Raw genomic sequence first — 19,322 nt, 5'->3', positions numbered from 1 at the left:
CGTATCTCGGGGCTGTGATACGATCGGATAGGCTGACACCTCGACGCGCCACCGCGCGCGAGGAATGGTCGGAGCATGACGAAGAGACGCGAGACGAGGTTGACGCGACGAGGCATTGCCGCATGGGTCGCTTTGGTTCTGGGCCTCCCGTGTGCCGCCCACGCCAACGACTGCGACCGGATCCTGGCGCCCGGAAGTCACTCGAAGGTGCTGGCCCTTTGCGCCGAGGCGGGGCCCACCACGCCCGCCGGACACGCCCAGTACGGTCACGCGATCATCTACGGGGTCGTCGGCTTCGACGCCCTGCAGAAGTCTATTCTGTTCCCCGAGCGCTCCGCGCTCTCGGGGGAGAAGCTGCGTCAGATGAAGCTGGCGATGAACCACCTATTTCGGTCCGCCGACGCCGGGTTCGCGACCGGCCAGTACCTCTACGGCCTCATGCTGCCTATGAGCAGCCACGGAACGCGACCGAAGTACGAGCTCGAGGCCGAGAGCCAACGGTGGATCCGCGCCGCCGCCGAACAGGGTCAGATCGACGCGATGTACGCCTTTGGTATCAGGGGCCTGGCCGTCGATTCCTTCGATCTGCGGCGCCGAAGCGTTGTCGACCCCGGTCGAGTCGCTTTCCTGGCGATCGCCGCCAACGAGGGGCTCGCGCGGGCGAGAGAGGCGCTCGAGCAGGCCAGCGTCGAGAGTCTCGAGGAACTCGCGGCGATGGAGCGGCCATCCGCGAAGCCCGAGCGCGCGCGCACGCGCCCCGAGGATCCCCAGCCGATCCGCGCCGAGACATTCTCCCTCGAGCGCAACGCCCTCGAACGGAGTGGGGCGCCCGCCGGCCGCGTCCTCCTTCGCTTCGCGCTCACGCGGGAGGGAATGCCGAGCGCTATCTGGGTCAAGAAATCGGAGCCGCAGGGCGTGTGGGACGAGATCGCCATCACGGAGCTCACGAAGGGTTTCGTCTACCCCGCAAGCTTCCATGAAGGCGCGCCGGACCTCGAGTTGCTCGAGGTGGAGTTCTTCTTCGGACGCGATCCGACTGGCGACTAGCCGAAGCGATCGGAGCCATGGGTGTGCTGAACAGGGAGGCGATTTTCCCTGTTGCGCTGTGGAGATTCCCTGTTCGCACGAAAGGCTTCCCTGTTCGAGCCCATAGGGAATTCGTTTCCAACCGGCTGGATCCGCGGTGGAATCTCTGCTGGTTCGGTCTCTGCGACCGCCGGAATCGGCGACAATCCCTGTATTTTCCCTGTCGATCAGGGAATCACTCTTGGAGACGAGTTCGCTCCCGACTCCCCCCACCGCCACTGAGGTGGCTCGAGCAGAGACTGCTCGCCACGGTGCGAGGCCACTCGCGGAAAATCGCGCGGTTTCGTCCGTTCGATCCGGCCACTCCGCCTGAGCGAAGTCGGAATAAATCACCGTGTATGGAGAGGTCTCAATCGAGCTGCGCCAGCGGAAACCTCCCTAGCCTTTGACTCGGAGTAGCGGAGCAAAGGGGTCTCGGTAATGCGTTTGCCGGGTGCCCGCTACGACAAGCGCCTAATAGACTGCATCGATGCGAAGGTCGCTTGTGTCGAATTCGTCCTACTCAATCTTAACCGTCAGAGGGCGGAGCCTCGCGCTGACTTCGTGCCTGAGAATGCGCGGCAGGCAGCCGACGCACTACTTCGCATCTACGACGATCGAGTCGGCTTGACTGCTGTCAACGACTCGGAAGCCAATCGGTGGGCCGGGGATCGAGTTCTTCGGAGGCAGGAATGCCAAACCCATAGAGACGTGAACCGCCCCGGGTTTGCCGGAGGCTCGGTTAGTTGAGTCCGGCCGAGAAGGCCGGACTCAACTAACCGAGTCTCCGGGATTCCCGGGGCGGTTCAGGCTGTTCTCAGGGACCTCTCGAGGCAGACCGGACACGCGGATATCCTGGCCGACTTCGATTTCGAAGGTCGTAAATCAGTCCATCTCGTGATCGAGGACAAGACAAACACTTCGCACCACTCGAATCAGCTGGACCGGGCGCTCGACGCAGGCAGGAAGTTCGCGACCGACGAGGAGACCGATCTAGTCTGCATCTACTTCAAGACTGGATGGGTCCACGAGGGTGATCACACAGGTCGGCCGGAGGAGTTCGTCTTAGTCGAACGTGACGCCGTCCTCAGCGCGATGCGCGCGCACAGGGGTTCTCATCCATACCTGACGGACTGGTTGGCGTGGCTGGAAGAAATCGATGTGGCCGAGGAGGAGGCGCGCGAAGAAGCGCTCGACTCTGAAGGAGTCGGAAGTGCGTTCTCTTCACCCGTGGGCCTGCAGGCGTTCGCCAGGGCCTCGTTCCCGGCGATCGGTGCTCAGCCGTCTCGTCACATGGTCGAGTACTTCGGGACGAGCCGTGGCCGTCCTTGGCGAACGATCGAGTTCTTCGAGACGCGTCTGGGCATCGATACGAAAACCGATCGACCAGAGGTGCTGTTCTGGCGCTTCGATACGAGGAACGATGTTCCGATCGTTTCACTCCGACGATATTGGGGACACGACGGACAGGCCGACGAGAAGGACATCGCGCGTCGTCGATTTCATGCCTACCTCGAACGAATCGAAAGCGTCCTGCAAGGAGATCAGCGGCTCTTGGGCGGCCTCGTCCAGGGTCGGCGGTCGGCTCGGTCTTCGACGTACCGAGAGCAAGAACTCGTCGTTCTGATGATGGGTGTCGGCGAGGGCCTCAACGCGCCTGCCGCGGTCGCTCGTCAGCTGGCTTCGATCACGCGCGCGATCGACGCGAGCCTGGCTTCTGAGCCGATTCCCTGATCGGGGCTCGGAAACTCCCTGTTCCGTGCCTTAGGGAATTGATCCCCAACCAACCGAAATGACGCCGGAAAGTCCCGCGCCAGCGTATTCGTAGGGCCCGAATCGACAGGAATTCCCTGTACTTTCCGTGCATTTCAAGGAATCGCAAGGAATCGTCGGCTGAGACCAGTACGCCCGCGACTCCCCCCACCGCCAGCTTTTCAGACCCATGTCTCCGAGAGAGCAGTTCTGCCACGTTCGGACGAATGGCCGACGTGCCAAGCGTCAGGGGCGGGATCGTCGGATTCTCCTCCGCGCTGCCCCTGCCAGCAACGTTCCGCCGAGAGCGACCGGGATGACCAGACCCGGCTCGGGAAGCGTGATGCGCAGATCGTCGATGTGGAGGAAGTCGTTCGCGACCTGGCTTCCGCGGAAGAAGGCGTCGCGGAGTTCGACGTTGCCGACGTTCAGTCCTTCGCCCGCATGGATACGCTCGCCGTTGACGCGGACTTCGATCCACGCGGCGGACGGGCCGATCGGGGAGATGATCTGCTCGAAGCGGTTCCACTGCTCGCGATCGACGAAGTAGCCCGGGTCGTGGACGACGCCGTCGTAGACGACCTGGACCCTGCCGGACGGCGAGACGCGGACTACGATCCGGCCCCGATCGAATCCCGAGTCCAGGACGGTCCATTCCGAGAACGTCGACGCGAAGCCGAGAAAGGCGCTGACGCCGATCTCGACGCGTCGTCCGAGCGTCGGCTCGCGGAAGACCCGCGCGATGGCGTCCGGGCCCTCGCCGCTTCCGCGGGTGATCGTGATCCCCTGGCCGCCCGCCGCCGCGGCGGTGCCGACGTCCGCGTTTCCGCCGTCTAGAAAGGAGGCCCAACCATTCTGGCCAGCGATCGCGAGGAGCTGGTACTCGGGACCTTCCATCGAGGTGTCGAAGAGCGTGGTCTCGTCGATTCGTACGTCGACGTCGTCGAAGACTGCGGGCATGTCGCCCTTGACCTTCAGGAGTTCGAACGACGCCAGGATCCGCGTGGGGTCGAGCTCGTAGGGGCCCGCCTCGACAAGGCGTCCGTTCAGGAAGACTTCGAGGGTCTGCGAGGGCACGTCGAGCACCTGCTCGAAGCGGTTCCATCGGTCGAGTGAGACGAAGCCGGCGCTCCGCGTCGCAAGTCCGGCGAACACCGAGAGCTCTCCGACGGCGCTCGTCGGCTCTTCGATCACGTTGAGCTCGATGTTTCGATCCTCCGAACCGCCCACACCGAAGGCGAGCCGCCCGACCGTCCAGGTGCCCAGATTGCCGCTGGGAGGCGTGCTGGGAATGAACACGGTGGTCTGTGCTGAGATGCGCTGGCGATTGCGGGTGGCGAGCCCGATCGGGAATCGCACGCCGTCCTCGCCGGCATCGCCCTGCGCGATCTCGACGGATTGCACACCCGTCGCCGCGAAGCCGTCCCCGACCTCCGCCGAACCGAGTCCGAAGGCGCTCCATCCCTGCTGGCCGTCGAGGGGGAGGTCGGGCAGATAGCGATCCGCTTCGAAACGTTCGACGCGAGCGAAGGCGGGCAGCGGCCGAAGCGGAGGTCGATCCGTGTAGGCGATGACGGTCCGCAGGAACCCGAGGCGAGCGCCGAGATCGCCGTCACTCTGTGCGCTGAGCGTCTCTCCCACGCTCCATCGAAGTCGCACGCCGGTGCCCGACGCGTCGCCAGCGGCCCCGGTGACCGTGAGGTTCGGAATCCGATAGTTCGGACTCTCGACGTCCGCTGCCTGTGCCGTACCCGTCGCGAGCATGATCGACGCCAGCAGCCCTCGTGCCCACCGAGAGATGTTACGTCCGCTCATCGCGGCGATCCCGGATCGTTCGGTCGTGCGACGTGAGGCGTTCCGTGCTTCATGGCGCGGGCACCCCGATCACGACGTCGCCGCCCGGTCCTTCGACGGCCAGAACCGCGTTCTTGCCTGTGAGCAGAAGCGTTTCGCTCGACGTGCCCGGCCTGATCCGAACGACTCCGTTCTCCTCGACGAGCGTCCAACCCAGGATGAGCGTACTGGCCGGGGCGAACTCGGAGCCCTGCTCGACGCCCTCGTAGCTGAAGTCGACGTAGGCTTCGTCGCGCGAGCCGAAGCCCGGGAGGTAGGTGATCCGTTGGGTCGTGCACTGGTATGTGCCGATATCGACAGGGAGGACGCCGATCTCGAGGAGTGCACAACCCACCGACCCGACCTGTGTGCCGTTGTCAAGGACGACCCCGACGGAGGCCCCCAATCCGACGGACCCGCTGCCGACGACGAGGAACGAACTCCCCGTTTCCGGCGGCGTGGTCGAGGCGACGGCTTCCCAGCTCTCGAATCGCCCCTCGCACCCGAAGACGCCGACCGAGACGTTCGTCTGGCCGCCGAAGCATTCGCTTCGGTAGCAGCCGTATTCGCCCCCCGTGCCGTAGACGACGCCGACCTCGACGAAGCCGGCGACTCCGGCGGCAAGGGCGACCCCGGTTCCGAAGCTCTGCGCTCCGAGATTGGGCTGCGCGAGCACCGCGTTCTGGCGAGACGGGTCGAAGAGCGACAGGCAGACCGCATCGTTCCACGGCTCGCTGCCGATCGCCTCGTTCGGCAGACAGGTCTGGGATCCGAGGCCCTGCGCGGGTGTCGGGTAGCAGGCGGCCGTATCGCCATCGCACGGGCGGAAAGCGCTGCAGGACTCGCCGATCTTGCGCGGGATCGCGCAGTTCACGCCGAGGTCCGAGATCTCCGCAGGCGCGACGCACGCGGTCTGACAATCCGAGAAGATGCTGAGCGAGCACAGCCGCTGGCCGTCGCCGCCGCAGCAACCGAGTACGGGCGTATTGCCGTCGCCGCAGGCGCACTCCTGACTGGACGCGGGCGCAGCCGCGAGACAGAAAATCAGGGCCATCGCGGCGATCGCGATCGCGTGTCCCGGGCAGTTGCTCGAGCGCGCGTGTCCGATCACTGGAGGTTGACCAGCGTGAGGACGAGGCCCTGGCCCTCGTCGAGTCGACCCATCGCCTTGCCGATCACGGCGCCGAAGCTCTTCGTCGGCTCGCTCGCGCGCATCGCGTGGCCCGGGCGGGACGACGTGGTGAGCATGTCGCCTGGGCGGACCGGTCCGTTCTCGTCGGCGTCGACCCAGGTGTAGACACGCCCCGTGAGCGCGACCGGGTGGTCTCCGTCCGCGATCGAACCCTCCTGACTCAGCGTGAGGCCCGGCTGCACGCCGCCGGCGCCGCTGATGATCCCCGCGACCTTCGAGTCGTAGGGCTCGGTGGAGAGGCGGAGCCGACCGGGCGAATCCGGGTCGATGGCGACGACCATGCCGGGCACGATCGCCTGCGCGTCGTCGAAGTCGAACGGCTCGGCGATGTCGGCGCCGCCCCGAATGCGGACCGACGCGGCGCTCATCTGATTGGCGACCGTCATCGAGCCGGCTTCCATGCTGTTCGAGAAGATGTAGTTGACGTTCGTGATGTTGCCGAAGGCGATGCCGATCCTCGAAGTCGACGGGCCCGTCGTGATCGTGATCGACCTGGCCTGGATGTTGTCGAAGCCGTTGGTAATTCCAGTCCAATTGTTCTCCGCCGAGAGCTGCGGCAGGCCGGCGACGGTGGACTGCAACCCGGCGATGTCCGATTGAGCGGTGCCGAGATCCGTCTGGACGCCGAAGAGCTGGGCTTCCGCGCCTGCCAACCGGTTCGTAAGGTTGAAAGGGATCTGGGATCCGAGAAAGGAGATGGAGGAGGAGTTGGCGTCGACTCCACTCTGCAGCGACTGATCGACGCCCTGCAGCGTCGCGATGTCGGTGTCGACGCGGTCGCTCAGCGTGCTGACGTCGCTCGAGGCCAGGTCGATCTGGGACTGGATGTCGGTGCTGCTCAGACCGCCCAGGTTCTCCGCGTTCTCCGCAGAGAGACTGTTGAAGGCGAAGGGCACCGAGCCGAGCGGCTGGCGCGGTTCCAGGAGCTCGCCTTCGATCTGGAGCTGGATGTGGGCCGTGTCGCCGGCCAGCTCGACGGCGGTCCCGATCCCGTCCGGCGTCTGCAGGACACCGGTCCCGAGCACCAGGTTGAACACGCCGCTCGCGTCGGTCACCAGTCCGGAGAAGGACTCCTGGTAGTAGAGTGTGCCGCCCGTCGGCTGGTCCCAGATCAAGACCTGGAGATCGACGGCCCCTTCGATGGGTTCTCCCAGGTCGTCGAGCAGTTGGCCCTGGACGGCGACGCGGTCCGGAGCGGCGGCCACGGGGGTGCCCTCGAGCAGGACCAGAGCGAGGACGGCGGGAAGCACGAGGCGAAGCAGAGTGCGAGACACGGCGAACCTTTCAGCGAGGGAGAACCCATGCTAGTTGGCGCTCGATACGGGTGTCAAACGGCAAGTTCGGGTGGGCGATCGATGGCCCACGGCTCTGTCTCCACGAGTCGCGGCAATCAGCTCGGTCACCTGGGCTCTGCGGCCCGAGAGCCGGTCCGGCTCGACTCGGCCAATTCGTTGCACTCGCCCGACGGACCTGCGAACGAACGGCGGAGACGAGTTCTCTCTCCGCTCCCCCACCGCGACCCGCCTTCCCGCGGAGCGTCCGCCCCTTCGATCAACGCCGCCTGTGCCCACGCCCCCGGCGACACCCCGCGCTCTGAGTTTCGAGCGCCTGGTAGACCGACTTCTGGAAGTCGCGGCTGAGGGGTGAGTTCGCGCCCTGATTCATGACCTGGATCATCATGACCGCGGAGAGGTCCTCCGCTGGATCCGACCAGTACCAGGTCCCGGCCGCGCCGCCCCAGCCGTGCATGCCGACCGATCCGTACTGCGCGGCTTGCCCCGGATCCTCGAGGACCGAGACGCCCAGGCCGAAGCCCGATCCCGCGAAGAAGAAGCGGCTTCCGAAGGGCGGTGACGCGGGTCGTTCCTCAGGCCAAAGCGCGTTCGCGGTCATCAAGGCCACGCTCTTCGGCGCGAGGATCCGGACGCCGTCGAGCGCGCCGCCCTCGGTCATCATCCGCGCGAAGCGCAGGTAGTCGCCCGCCGTCGAGACCAATCCGCCTCCGCCGGAGGGCATGCTCGGCGGCTTCCGATAGCGACTGTCCCGCGGATGATCCGCGACGACGAGGACCTCGCCCTCGGGCGCGAGGGCGTAGTTCACGGCGAAGCGCTCGAGCTTCTCGTCGGGCACGAAGAAGCCCGTGTCGACCATCTCGAGCGGGCCGAAGATCCGCTCCTCGAGGAAGTCGGGCAGGCTCTGTCCGGACACGCGGGCGACCAGCACGCCGAGCACGTCGCTCGAGAGCCCGTAGTGCCACTGGGTGCCAGGATCCATCAACAATGGCAGCTCGCCGAGTCGTTTCATGAATTCGTCGGGTTCGAGCGTCGAGCCACTGCCGCGCAGAGCCCGTGCGCGAAGCGCCTCGGAGATCGGGCCCCGACTCGTGAAGTCGTAGGCGAGGCCCGACGTATGGGTCAGCAGATCGCGGACGGTGATCGGCCCCGTCGCCGCTCGGGTCCGGTCGATGGGGCCCTCGGGATCGAGCAGCACCCGGGGATTGGCGAGCTCGGGGAGCCAGCGATCGACGGGCTCGGCCAGCCGGAGCCGTCCTTCCTCGACGAGGATCATCGCGGCCACGCTCGTCACAGGCTTCGACATGGAGTAGATGCGAAAGATCGTGTCCTCCCGCATCGGGATCCCCGCCTCGAGGTCCTGCTCCCCGACGACGCTCCGCGACACGATCTCGCCGTGGCGGGACACGAGCGCCACGGCGCCGGCGACGCGACCGGACTCGACGGCTCCCTCGAGCCCCGAGGTGATGCGCGGAAGCCGCTCCGCCGAGAAGGCGAGCAGCGCGTCCGAATCGCGCGACGAAGCTCCGTGAGCGTGATGGTGGCAGGCGGTCTGGGGGACCTCGCTCCCCGGGCGCCCGTGCTGTGCGCAGGCGAGCAGGGCGGACGAGCCGCAGACGAGCAGGACGAGCGAGACGAGCCGCATGGGAGAGCCCTCCTCGGGAGAGCATACGCGCTCATGCGTGGCTGAGCGCCCTGCGAGCCGCGACGGTACTCGTGCGGGCCAGACGAAACCTACGCGTGAGCGAAGCCTGCGATCGCCTGTCCCCGAAGCGTCCTGATCGCGAGGGCCGTCCGCGCGCGATCCGCGTGCTCAATCCCGGAGCGTGGACTTGCTAGCCTGAAAGCCCACAGCGATCACGCTGTCCGAACTTCGGGGCTGGGATGAATCGACTGCAAGGCAAGGTGGCCCTCGTGACGGGAGGTGCCCGGGGTCTCGGAGCGGCGACCGTTCGGCTGATGGTCGCGGAGGGGGCGAAGGTCGTGTTCGGCGACGTGCTCGACGGCGAAGGCCAGGCTCTGGCCGACGAGCTCGGGGACGACGCCGTGTTCCTTCGCATGGACGTGACGGAGCAAGCCGACTGGGACGCGGCCATCGAACGCGCGCAGTCGCTCGGTCCCTTGCACGTGCTCGTCAACAACGCGGCGGTCGTCCACATGGCGGCGATCACGGAGACGACCGACGAGGACTACCTCCGTGTGTTCAAGATCAACCAGTTCGGGACCTTCCTGGGCATCCGATCCGTCGTGGAGCCGATGAAGGCGGCCGGATCCGGGTCGATCATCAACGTCTCGTCGATCGACGGTCTGCACTCGGCCGCCGGGCTCTCCGCATACTCGTCGACGAAGTGGGCCGTGCGGGGACTCACGAAGAACGCGGCGATCGAGCTCGGCCAGTACGGCATTCGCGTGAACAGCGTCCATCCCGGCGGGATGTACACGGCCATGGGAGGCTCGGAGGACCGGTCCGTCGAAGAGCTGAACGAGTCGGTCTACGCCCACTTCCCGATCCCTCGCGTCGGCCAGCCCGAGGAGGTGGCCCAGGTCATCGTCTTCCTCGCGACCGACGAAGCGAGCTACTCGACCGGCTCGGAGTTCGTCGCCGACGGCGGCTGGTTCACCGGCATGCGAAATCCCAACATGCCCTGCTCCTGAGGGAGTTCGGCGGCGGGCCTTGCGTGGGGAACGCGCCGACGGAGCGTGTCCTCTGTGCCTCGTCGCGATCAGCCTGGGCCGGGCCTTCGATCGGGCGTCCGAGGGATCTGGCAGTAGAGACGCTCAGGTCCCTGTCGCCACCGTCTCCTCGTCGTTCTCGTCGAACTGGATGATCCGGACGTCGGCGTCCGGATAGCGGGCGACGAGGTCGAGATCGCCGCCCAGGGCGTGTACGTACTTCGCCAGTCGACTGAGAAGAATGTCGTGGCGACCCTCGAGCTGGGAGATGGCGCCCTGGGTCACATCCAGGAGCTCGGCCTGCGTCTTTCCCGAGACTTTCTGTCGAAGCTCCTGAAGCGTCATTTCGAGAAGCGTCCCACGCACGCGTCGTTCGACGCGCTCGCGGGCCGCGGGGCTCATCTTGTCGCGTAGCTTCTTGAAGGACTTTGCCATGTCGGAGTTGCCTCGTTCTGAGCCGCGGCAGTTCAGTCGTCTACTTCGCCTGCGCTCTCTTCCTGATGCTCGTTGTTGCTCGACTTCGGAGAGTGCTTGCCGCCAGGCGCCGAACTCGTGCGTGTGCTCGGCTTCGGCCAGATCGGAGCTTCCCGCCTGGTCAAAGACACTACGTCGAAGAAAAGCAGTCAGTCGAAACTGATGCTGAATCTCGGGCCTGCGGCTTCCGCTCGAGGGGACGGACTCGGCTGCCTGCGCGCTTTCTCAGAGAGGCTCACACATGGCCAATCGGACGTTCTCAGATGGCCGCAGTCAAACGTTTCGAATGGCCGGGTCGTTGATTTCGACCAGCCGAGATGAGCGCTCGCGCCCTCTGCCCGCGTTTCGCTGAGCCCGCTCTCTTGAGCGTGCCTCTCGACCCCCGTGATCGGCACCAGGGTGTCCTTTGGATCGCGAATCTATCGCCCGTCGGAGCACCTCATTCGCCAAGCCCCAACTCGCGCCGCAGCCGCCCGAAGTCGAACCGCTCGTTGGCAGGGAGCGACATCTCGGCCCGTTCGACGTCGGCGAGCAGGGCCTCGACCCGCGCGCGGCCGTCTTCCGTCGAGACCGCGCCTCGCGGCGTCTCGCCCCGAAGCGCTGGAACCGGCACGTCGAGCCATTCCGCGTAGTGTTGCTCCTTGATGGCGCGCGCGAGCGCGTGCCTTTCGGGGCTGGGCTCGTCGTCCCGCTGATCCTCCGCCGAGCCCCCTCCTACCGCCGCCGCCGAGAGTGGATCGCCGTGCTCGCGGACGAGGTGGCGGAGCAGCGATCCACAAGAACGCTCGATCCGCCCGCGCAGAGTGTCAGCTCGCTCCACGGAGTTCGTGTCGACGCGCAGACGGCGGTCGCCGACGCGCGCCTGTCCGACGAGTACTTCGCCGCGTCCGACGAAGTCGAACACTTCGCTGGCGTCGGCGCCATCTTCATCGTCGCCGGGTTCGTGGTCGCGCGCGCCACCGAGCGCCGCCAGCCGGCGTGCGATCTCGCCGTCTGCCCCCGTCTCGAACTCGAAGTGGTCCGTAGTGAAGAGGATCGGGTCGCCATCGTTGTTGACGAGCGTTGGCCCCGCGAGCCGCGCCTCGCACGCTTCGTCGACGCGGCGGATCAGGTAGCGCATCGTCTTGGGCTCGCGCAGGCGCTCGACCCGGACGTCGCGCTTGCGCCGCAGGTGCGCGCGGGTGCGGCGCTCGATCTCCGCGGCCTCAGTCTCGGGCAGGGCGACGGGGTAGAGTCCGTTGATCGAGACGAAGTCGCCGAGCTCGACCAGCCGCGCGAGCACGCTCTCGCCCTCCTTCAGGGTCCGCGACGCCGTGCGTTCGATGACATCGCGAACCTGTCCGGTCAGTCGATCGCGCAACGTGAGTCCGTCGCCCGGCCGCCCGTCGATGACTTGCCAGAGCGAGAGCCACGACGCAGCCTCGGCGTCGAGACAGGCGCGCTCGTCGGCCGAGAGCTCGGGCTCGAACGCTTCGCGGAACCACTCGGCAGCCGTGCGCCCCTCGATCGGAACGTGATGCGCGGAGTACGGCACCAGGAGCTGGAAAGCATCTTCAGGTTCGAAGAAGATCTCGAACGCGGGGTCGTCCCAGCGCTCGCCGAATCGCTCGTGCGCGTACGCGCAGATCGCGTTGGTGAGGTCGGCTCCGAGCGTGCCCAACCGCTCGGCCCGGGTGCGCGCGCCTCGTCCGGCCTCGTCCTCGGCGAGGTGACACCGCTTGTACTTGCGTCCGCTGCCGCAGGGGCAGGGATCGTTGCGCCGCGGCCCGCCGCTCATTCCCGCCAATCGTCGCCCGGCATGATGCGCCGCATGAACTCGTCGAAGAGGGGGACGGTGAAGGCCGTATCTCCGTGGCTCGGGCTCCAGATCATGCCCTTCGAGATCAGCTTGCCCCGAGTAGGGCCGAGCGACGTGACCTGTCGTCCGAGCTCGTTTGCGATGTCGCCCGAGCGGTGCGGGCCGGGGCCGAGCTCCGCCATGGCACGGAGGTACCTCTTCTCGCTCGGCGTGAGGCGATCGAAGCGCACGCGAAAGAAGCTCTCGTCGAGTGCCGCGATCGTGGTCGTCGATGCCTGCTCCACGTCCGTTGCGGTGATGGGGGACTCGTCCGCGGCATCCCAGGAATGCTTCCCCCACTCCTGGAGGAAGTACGGGTAGCCCCGCGTCTTCCCCAGAACCGCGTCGAGCGCTTCCGGCTCGAACGCGGCGCCCTCGGCTTCGGCCGGCCTAGAGAGTGCTGCGCTCGCGGCTTCTTCGTCGAGCGGTCCGATCTCGGGGAAGTCGAAGAGTCGTTCCGCGTAGGACTTCGCCCGACCCATGCGACCCCGAAGCTGTGGGAGGCCCGCGCCGACGAGCACGATGGGGAGTCGTCGCTGGGCGGCGCGATGGAGTGCCGTGATCAGGGCGGCGAGCTGCTCCTCCTCGACGTACTGGAGCTCGTCGATGAAGATGGCCAGCGCCGTGTCGCCGGATTTCGCGGCCTCGCCGGCGGCCTCGATCAGGACCTGAAGGTCGCGTTCGAGGTCGCCGTTGTCGGCGAGGCCCGGCTCGGGCTCGAAGTCGAGGCCCACCTCGATGTCGTCGTACTTGACCTTGAGCGCCTTGGCGAAGCCGGCGAGCGCGCGAAGCGCCCGCTCTGCGAGAGTCTTGGCACGTTCCAGCCTGGAGAGTCGCAGGAGGGCTTGCCGGAGCTCCGGGGCGAGGAGGGCGGGGAGCGAGCGGGATTCCGGCGCTTCGAGCCGGACCGTGTGGATGCCGTCCGCCTCGGCGTCGTCGCGCATCCGGTCGAGCAGGACGGTCTTCCCGACTCCTCGGAGTCCAACCATCAAGACGCTCTTCGTCGAGCGTCCGCGACGGACCCGCTCCAGCGCGATTCGAACCGCCTCGCGAACGTCGTCCCGACCCGCGAGTTCGGGCGGCGGCGTGCCTGCGCCAGGGGCGAACGGATTCGAGACAGGGTCCATGACAGGGATGTTTATAGCGAAATTAGGGAGTTTATCGAATTCGGATAAACTCGATAAATTCAGTCAAAATGACCTGCCGACTCGTATCGGGAGCCCTTCGGGGAATCCGGGTTGTCCGCGACGCCAGGACTTGCCCCGAAACTGGGAACACCTGAAGGGCTAGCTTGGGCGACGCGGAAGCGTCCCATGAGCCAGAGGCAGGTCTGGCCTGAGCTCGAAGACGAAGTCATCCGTCAGGCGGCCGAGAGAGGTCTGGGTATTGCCGCGGCAGTGCTCGGACTCGGCGTCGCGAGTCACAGCCGCTCGACGTCAGTCGAGCGATTCCACGGTTGCTTCATGGAGCGCTACCCGCACATCGTGCCGCTCGTCGGCGAGTACGCGCTCTCGGAGCGCGAGGAGACGATTCAGGAAACCCGGAAGTCATGGCTCGCACATTGCGCCGGAGAGCCATGGCTGGAGGCCGACCTTCGCGCACTCGGAACGAGTCACGCCGAGCACGGCGTCGAGCCGCGGACGCAGCCGGCGTAGTTCTCCTCGTTCCTGGCGACGTTCCGCGGCCTTCTCGGAGATCGTCTCGCGATGTCGGCGGGGAAGCACGTCGGGGAATCCCTGGAAGGGGTCTGCGCGGTGACGGGTGAAGCGGTTGAGGGGGCCGCGCAGCCCCCGGAATCGAATCGGCAGGGGCCGCGTTTGCATGAACATGGATATTTGATGCATCTTTTCGTCGATGCGACTCACTCGATACAGCGACTACAGCTTGCGCGTGTTGATGTACCTGGGTGTCCACACGGACCATCTGGCGACGATCGACGAGATCGCGAAGGCCTACGACATCTCGAAGGCCCACCTCACGAAGGTCGTGCACGAGCTGGGACGTGCGGGCTACCTCGAGACGGTGCGTGGGCGCGGCGGGGGGCTTCGGCTCGCGAGGCGCCCCGACGAGATTGGCGTCGGGGAGGTCGTTCGGCACGCGGAAGGGAGCCTGGACCTCGTCGAGTGCTTCGATCCAGACACGAATACCTGCCGGCTCGAGTCGGCGTGCACGCTGAAGGGCGTCCTCGCGGAGGCGCTCGATGCCTTCCTCGAGACCCTCGATCGATACACCCTCGCCGATCTCGTGGCCCGGCGGAAGCGGACGCTCGTTCGTCTGCTGACGCCCTCGTGACGGGAGGCGCGCGGTGCGCCTGCGAAACGGAGAATCGCCGACATGAGTGACCCTGCACCGAACGAGGCTCCCCTCCTCGTTCTCGCCGAGTTCGTCTTTACGCCCGAGGGCGAGGCCGAGTTCCTTCGCCATCGGGACCGAACGCTCGACGAAACCCGAGGCGTCGAAGGCTGCCTCCAGGCGGTCCTCTGGGCTCGACCCGGGCGCCGGTACCAGTTCTCGACGCTCTGGACCCACGCCGACGCGGTCACGCGCTGGGTCGAGAACGAGTTCCACAAGAAAGTCCTGATGCCGGGCTTTCGAAAGTGGTGCACCGAAGGCTGCTTCGGTGAATACGTGCTCGACAAAGACCACGCGCGTGCGCGGAAGTGCTCGAGCTGCGGGCGATGGACGCAGGGCCGACCAGGCTGGGACGAGTCTCAGCCGAGTGCTTGCGCAAAATGCGAGGCTCGGATCGAAGGGCCATCGGACGCGTCGGCGATCTGACACTGGCGGAATCCCAGTTCGTCCGGTGTCTTGTCGGAGAGATCGCTACTCCCAGTCCGAGGAGCGGATGCCGACGGCGGCTCGACGGAGCAGGAGACGAACTCTCCACGCTCGTCGTTTCGCGCTCAGGAGCCATTCGGATCCTTCCTCGTCGCCTGGACGATTCGTTTCGAACAAGTCGAGTGCGCTCTGACTCGCGCTGCAGGCCAGCCGTAGCGCCACCTCCAGATCGGGACGGAACGTCCGTTGGGCATGAGGGGTGAGCTCGGCGACGAGCGTCGCTACCTGGGAGCAGCCTGTTGCGACCTCGAGCACGGACTCGGTCGCGTCGAGGAGCACCGATCGAGGATCGGCGCGGTCGCGCGATTCGACGAGGCTCCCGACCACGGAGGCATCCTCCTGTGCGGCCGACGCAAGGGAAGCTGCGAGTGCCGCAGCACGGCCCCTGATTCTCCCCGCCCGGGAGCGGAACGCCTCCTGTCCACGGCCTTCCGTAGCGCCCGCCGCCCATTCCAGCAGGCCCGCTGCGATCGCGCCGGTGACCGCAGCCGCACTGCCCGCTGCCGGTGGCCCGGCGCGCGTGAACCTCCGAGCCAGGTCGATGCAGTGCTCGGCCAGCTCCCGATTGCTCGACGCATCGTCTGTCGGCGTACCGGCCGCGCTCGCGTCGTCGCTGACGCGTTCGAGATCGAGTCGCTGGATCGCGCTCACGGCCGCCTCCCACGCGCCCTCTCGGCAGAGTCCGCTCATCAGCGCGTCTTCGTAGCCGCTCCGTGCGGCGTCGATGCAGCGCCGTCGGATCTCCTCGGCAGCGTCTCGAGGCGGGGTCTCCATGATGTACAGCTCGATCCCTTGCGACACAGGGGGTGTATGGTAAAGATCTATCCGGGATATAGCTTATGTGAGACGCCCGTCTCTGCAAGCCGCCGTTCTGGTCGCCGAGCGCGAGGGAGAGTCAGTCTTGGCCGACGATGATCGTCCCGGATCGCGGGGAGCGCCTCGTTCGTACGGCGGCTCCCTTCCGGCTCCACTCGCGCGGAAAGGCGCACCGTCCGGCGTCGAGCGCACGAAGGGCGCGAGTCGCCACCTCCGGGGCAGCCTTCGCGAGTCCCTCGCGGACGCCGAGCCCGGGCTCTCCGAGCTCGATCAGCGCGTCGCGAAGTTTCATGGAATCTACCAGCAGGAAGATCGCGACACGCGTTCCGTGGCGCGGCTGACCGGAGCGGACCGCCAGCCCACTTTCATGGTCCGCACGAAGATCCCCGGCGGCCAGCTGACCGCCGAGCAGTACCTGGCACTGGACGAGCTGGCGGAAGACCTCGTCTACAACCGCTCGCTTCGCATCACGACACGGCAGAACTTCCAGCTCCACGGGTTGCTGAAGGGGGATCTAAAGACGGCGATCCAGCGAGTCAACCAAGCGTTGATCTCGACCCTCTGCGGATGCGGCGACGTGGAGCGCAACATCGTGGCGCCTCCCGCCCCGCTGGCTCGCGGCGGCTATCGAGCGCTCCACGGTCTGGCCGCGGAGCTGACGGAGGCGATGACCCCCGCGACCAACGCCTATCACGAGATCTGGCTCGATGGCGAGTGCATCGACTCGAGTCGCGAGACCGAACCCCTCTACGGCGTCACGTACCTGCCTCGGAAGTTCAAGACCGGACTCGCCCTTCCGGAAGACAACTCGACGGATGTCCACGGCCAGGACGTCGGGCTGATCGGCATCATGGCGTCGGGCGAGCTGCGCGGCGCGAACGTCCTGGTCGGCGGCGGATCGGGTCTGACCCATCGCAAGCCCGAGACGTACGCCCGGCTGGCGACGCCACTCGGCTTCGTCGAGCGCCGCCACCTGGTCGAAGCGGTTCGGACGATCGCGTCCATCTATCGCGACTTCGGCGATCGCACCGATCGCCGCCACGCTCGCTTGAAGTACGTCGTGGAGGAGTGGGGGATCGACGTGTTCCGCGACGAGTTCGAGCGCCGCGCGGCGTTCCCACTCCAGCCCTGGGTCGACACGGCACCGCTACAGCATAGAGATTGGCTCGGGCCTCACGAGCAGGGCGACGGACGCTGGCTCTACGAGATCTGGCTTCCGAACGGCCGGATCATCGATGACGCGCGACATCGCTGGAAGACCGTGGTGAGAACGCTCGTCGAAGCGCTGCGTCCTTCGGTCGTCCTCACGCCCCAGCAGAACATTCTCCTCGCGAATCTGACGGAAGAGCAGGTTTCGCAAGTCGAGCGGGTTCTGCGCGCCTTCTCGCTCCCCCTGCCCGAGAGCCTGAGCTTCGTTCGCCGCCACTCGCTCGCTTGTCCGGCGATGCCGACCTGCGGTCTCGCCCTGGCCGAATCCGAGCGCGTTTCCGAGGATGTAGGTCTCGCGTTCGAGCGCGTCGTCGCGGATCTCGGCCTCGACGACACGCCGATCACTCTGCGGATGACCGGTTGTCCGAACGGCTGCGTGCGACCCTACAACGCCGACATCGGATTGGTCGGTCGCAAGCCGGGCCACTACGACGTGTTCATCGGCGGAACGCTCGAAGGGACGAGGCTGGGTGCGCTCCATGCAGCGAGCGTTCCGCAGGATGCGCTCGTCGATCGGGTGCGACCGCTGCTCGAGGACTGGGCCAAGCGTCGGCAGTCCAAGGAGGCACTCGGGGACTTCTACGAACGATGTTGGCGTGGAGCGGGTAGACGGGACCTCCTGACTGGGGAGAAGGCGGAGCCCGGGAGGACGCTCGCTTCGAAGCGGGAGAGTCCGGCGTGAGTCTTCCTCCCGCGCCGGCCCTCGCCGTCGAGGAGCTCGCCCCGTCCTCGTCCGAGCCCTTCGGCCTCTGGGGTCGGGCCTTTCGGCCGTTCTTCCTCGTGCTGGGGCTCCACGCATCGATCGCCATTCTCTGGTGGGTGGTCGCGTGGACCGGTGGCGCCCCGACGCCAGCGTGGCTGGCCCCGATGTGGTGGCATGGTCACGAGATGGTCTTCGGACTCGCGGCGGCGGCGATCGCCGGGTTCCTGTTGACGGCCTCACCGGTTTGGACGGGCGGTCCCGCGTTGACGGGGCGACCGCTCGCGGCGTTGCTGGCCCTCTGGGTGGCTGGGCGGGTCGTGTTCGCGGTTGCGACCGTGCTCCCTGCCTGGCTGGTCGCGCTCGTCGACTTCGCCTTCCTGCCCGCAGTGGCTGTCGCGGCCCTGCGTACGATCTGGGGCTCGGGGCAGGTTCGCAACTACGGCGTCGTCGGAATCGTCGTGGTGCTGGCAGGAGCGAACGGTGCCGTACACGCCGACGCTCTCGGGGTCGCCCCGGGGTTGGCCCGAACCGCTCTGCGATTCGCCGTCGACCTGCTCGTGATCCTGATCCTCGAGATTGGCGGACGAATCACGCCCGCCTTCACGCAGAACGCCCTTCGACAGCGCGGGCGCACGGTCGTCGTCCGGAGCTGGCTGTGGCTGAACCGGTTGGCGATCGCATCCGCGGTCGCAACCGCCGTGTCGGCTTCGATCCTGGGCCGGTCCTCGCCCACGGGAATCCTCGGCGTGATCGCCGGACTCTCGGCGCTGGCCAGGATGGCGGGCTGGCAGAGCTGGCAGACTCGTTCGGATCCGTTGCTGTGGTCCCTCCATGCGGGATCCCTATGGGTCGTCGTCGGGCTTCTTCTCGCGGGTGCATCCGACCTGGGCGTATCCATACCTTCGACGGTCGGCCTCCACGCGCTCACGGTCGGTGCGATCGGGGGCACGATCATTGCGGTGATGACCCGCGTCGGCATCGGTCATACCGGGCGACCTCTCGTTCTGCCGGAAGGCGTAGTGTGGTGCTATGTGCTCGTCCACCTGGCCGCGCTGACGCGCGTCGCCGCTCCGTTCGTCTCCGGCGTGGAGCACCGCGCGGTGCTCCTGGCGAGCGCCCTGGCCTGGACCTGCGCGTTCGGACTGTTCACGGTCCGCTATTGGTCGATCCTCACTATGCCCCGACCCGACGGGCGCCCCGGATAGGACATGAAGCGTCATCCTGCATTGCTGCCCCTGTCCGACGACCACCATCGTGCGCTCGTTCTGGCTCGTCGGCTTCGCAACGCCCCGAGATCGGGAGAACCCCCGTGAGCTGCGCCCGCTGGATCTTCTTCGTCGCACCCGGACACGCAACCGCGTCTTCCGCATCCTCGGATTCAACGAACGCCCCGCTGTCTCCGGAGGGTGTAGGCGAAGCGAAGGCGGCACGTCGATGGACGGAGCACATCCAGCTTGATCGCGCGTCAACCATTCGCGTGGAGACTCGGACGCCATTCGAATCGTGCCCCAGCAACGCGGAGTCATATCGATCGATACAGATTCAGCCTCGCGCGGGAGCAATGCGCGGTCGGCCACGACGAGCCCAGTGCTTCGGAGGAAGTCGAGTGATCCCGGTTCGCGATCGCGCGGTGCCTGC

16 protein-coding genes are annotated in these 19,322 nt (G+C 66.7%); 8 read left to right on the top strand and 8 right to left on the bottom strand.

The window, feature by feature from the left end; all coding sequences use genetic code 11:
* Window positions 1–75 precede the first annotated feature (75 nt).
* Window positions 76–1,047: a hypothetical protein gene (locus NXI30_02580; protein MCR9093081.1), complete on the top strand. Its 972-nt coding sequence runs from the start codon at window positions 76–78 to the stop codon at window positions 1,045–1,047.
* 915 nt (window positions 1,048–1,962) lie between these two features.
* On the top strand, window positions 1,963–2,799 hold the full coding sequence (locus NXI30_02575) for a hypothetical protein (protein MCR9093080.1): 837 nt from the start codon (window positions 1,963–1,965) through the stop codon (window positions 2,797–2,799).
* Between the two features lie 264 nt (window positions 2,800–3,063).
* Here the strand turns inward: NXI30_02575 and NXI30_02570 are convergent, their stop codons facing one another.
* The 4 genes from NXI30_02570 to NXI30_02555 form a co-directional block, all read right to left on the bottom strand.
* The gene (locus tag NXI30_02570; protein ID MCR9093079.1) at window positions 3,064–4,632 is read right to left on the bottom strand and encodes a hypothetical protein; all 1,569 of its coding nucleotides are present in this window, start codon (window positions 4,630–4,632) and stop codon (window positions 3,064–3,066) included.
* Between the two features lie 49 nt (window positions 4,633–4,681).
* The gene (locus NXI30_02565; protein ID MCR9093078.1) at window positions 4,682–5,704 is read right to left on the bottom strand and encodes a hypothetical protein; all 1,023 of its coding nucleotides are present in this window, start codon (window positions 5,702–5,704) and stop codon (window positions 4,682–4,684) included.
* Window positions 5,705–5,757: 53 nt separating this feature from the next.
* Window positions 5,758–7,092 carry a hypothetical protein gene (locus tag NXI30_02560; GenBank protein MCR9093077.1) on the bottom strand — a complete coding sequence of 445 codons (1,335 nt, stop codon included), beginning with the start codon at window positions 7,090–7,092 and terminating at the stop codon, window positions 5,758–5,760.
* A 301-nt stretch (window positions 7,093–7,393) separates the two neighbouring features.
* Window positions 7,394–8,779 (bottom strand): beta-lactamase family protein, encoded by a 1,386-nt coding sequence (locus tag NXI30_02555; GenBank protein MCR9093076.1) that lies wholly within the window; start codon window positions 8,777–8,779, stop codon window positions 7,394–7,396.
* Between the two features lie 239 nt (window positions 8,780–9,018).
* Here NXI30_02555 and NXI30_02550 point away from each other — a divergent pair, with 239 nt between their 5' ends.
* Window positions 9,019–9,789 carry a glucose 1-dehydrogenase gene (locus tag NXI30_02550; protein ID MCR9093075.1) on the top strand — a complete coding sequence of 257 codons (771 nt, stop codon included), beginning with the start codon at window positions 9,019–9,021 and terminating at the stop codon, window positions 9,787–9,789.
* A gap of 123 nt (window positions 9,790–9,912) precedes the next feature.
* Here NXI30_02550 and NXI30_02545 read toward each other — a convergent pair whose 3' ends face one another.
* The 3 genes from NXI30_02545 to NXI30_02535 all read right to left on the bottom strand — a co-directional run bounded on the left by NXI30_02545 (window position 9,913) and on the right by NXI30_02535 (window position 13,245).
* A complete protein-coding gene (locus tag NXI30_02545; GenBank protein ID MCR9093074.1) occupies window positions 9,913–10,242 on the bottom strand; it encodes a helix-turn-helix domain-containing protein in 330 nt (109 codons plus the stop codon).
* 478 nt (window positions 10,243–10,720) lie between these two features.
* Entirely contained in the window at window positions 10,721–12,058 is a 1,338-nt protein-coding gene (locus tag NXI30_02540) for an SEC-C metal-binding domain-containing protein (protein MCR9093073.1), read from the bottom strand.
* Window positions 12,055–13,245 (bottom strand): ATP-binding protein, encoded by a 1,191-nt coding sequence (locus NXI30_02535; protein ID MCR9093072.1) that lies wholly within the window; start codon window positions 13,243–13,245, stop codon window positions 12,055–12,057. Before NXI30_02535 ends, NXI30_02540 begins: the two co-directional genes overlap by 4 nt.
* Window positions 13,246–13,431: 186 nt before the next feature.
* On the opposite strand from NXI30_02535, the gene NXI30_02530 reads away from it, so the two are divergent.
* The 3 genes from NXI30_02530 (at window position 13,432) to NXI30_02520 (ending at window position 14,896) form a co-directional block, all read left to right on the top strand.
* A complete protein-coding gene (locus NXI30_02530) occupies window positions 13,432–13,773 on the top strand; it encodes a hypothetical protein (GenBank protein ID MCR9093071.1) in 342 nt (113 codons plus the stop codon).
* A gap of 199 nt (window positions 13,774–13,972) precedes the next feature.
* Window positions 13,973–14,410 (top strand): Rrf2 family transcriptional regulator, encoded by a 438-nt coding sequence (locus NXI30_02525; protein ID MCR9093070.1) that lies wholly within the window; start codon window positions 13,973–13,975, stop codon window positions 14,408–14,410.
* A 42-nt stretch (window positions 14,411–14,452) separates the two neighbouring features.
* Window positions 14,453–14,896: an antibiotic biosynthesis monooxygenase gene (locus tag NXI30_02520; protein MCR9093069.1), complete on the top strand. Its 444-nt coding sequence runs from the start codon at window positions 14,453–14,455 to the stop codon at window positions 14,894–14,896.
* A gap of 45 nt (window positions 14,897–14,941) precedes the next feature.
* Here the strand turns inward: NXI30_02520 and NXI30_02515 are convergent, their stop codons facing one another.
* Window positions 14,942–15,757 (bottom strand): cyclodeaminase/cyclohydrolase family protein, encoded by an 816-nt coding sequence (locus NXI30_02515; GenBank protein MCR9093068.1) that lies wholly within the window; start codon window positions 15,755–15,757, stop codon window positions 14,942–14,944.
* A gap of 100 nt (window positions 15,758–15,857) precedes the next feature.
* On the opposite strand from NXI30_02515, the gene NXI30_02510 reads away from it, so the two are divergent.
* Together NXI30_02510 and NXI30_02505 are read left to right on the top strand one after the other, a co-directional pair.
* Window positions 15,858–17,663, top strand: coding sequence for an NADPH-dependent assimilatory sulfite reductase hemoprotein subunit (locus tag NXI30_02510; protein MCR9093067.1), 1,806 nt, complete (start codon window positions 15,858–15,860; stop codon window positions 17,661–17,663).
* Window positions 17,660–18,889: an NnrS family protein gene (locus tag NXI30_02505; GenBank protein MCR9093066.1), complete on the top strand. Its 1,230-nt coding sequence runs from the start codon at window positions 17,660–17,662 to the stop codon at window positions 18,887–18,889. Before NXI30_02510 ends, NXI30_02505 begins: the two co-directional genes overlap by 4 nt.
* Window positions 18,890–19,322 lie beyond the last annotated feature (433 nt).

The sequence above is a fragment of the bacterium genome, assembly GCA_024742285.1.
Lineage (GTDB): Bacteria > Myxococcota_A > UBA9160 > UBA9160 > UBA4427 > UBA4427.
This window is presented reverse-complemented; position numbering and strand designations above follow the sequence as displayed.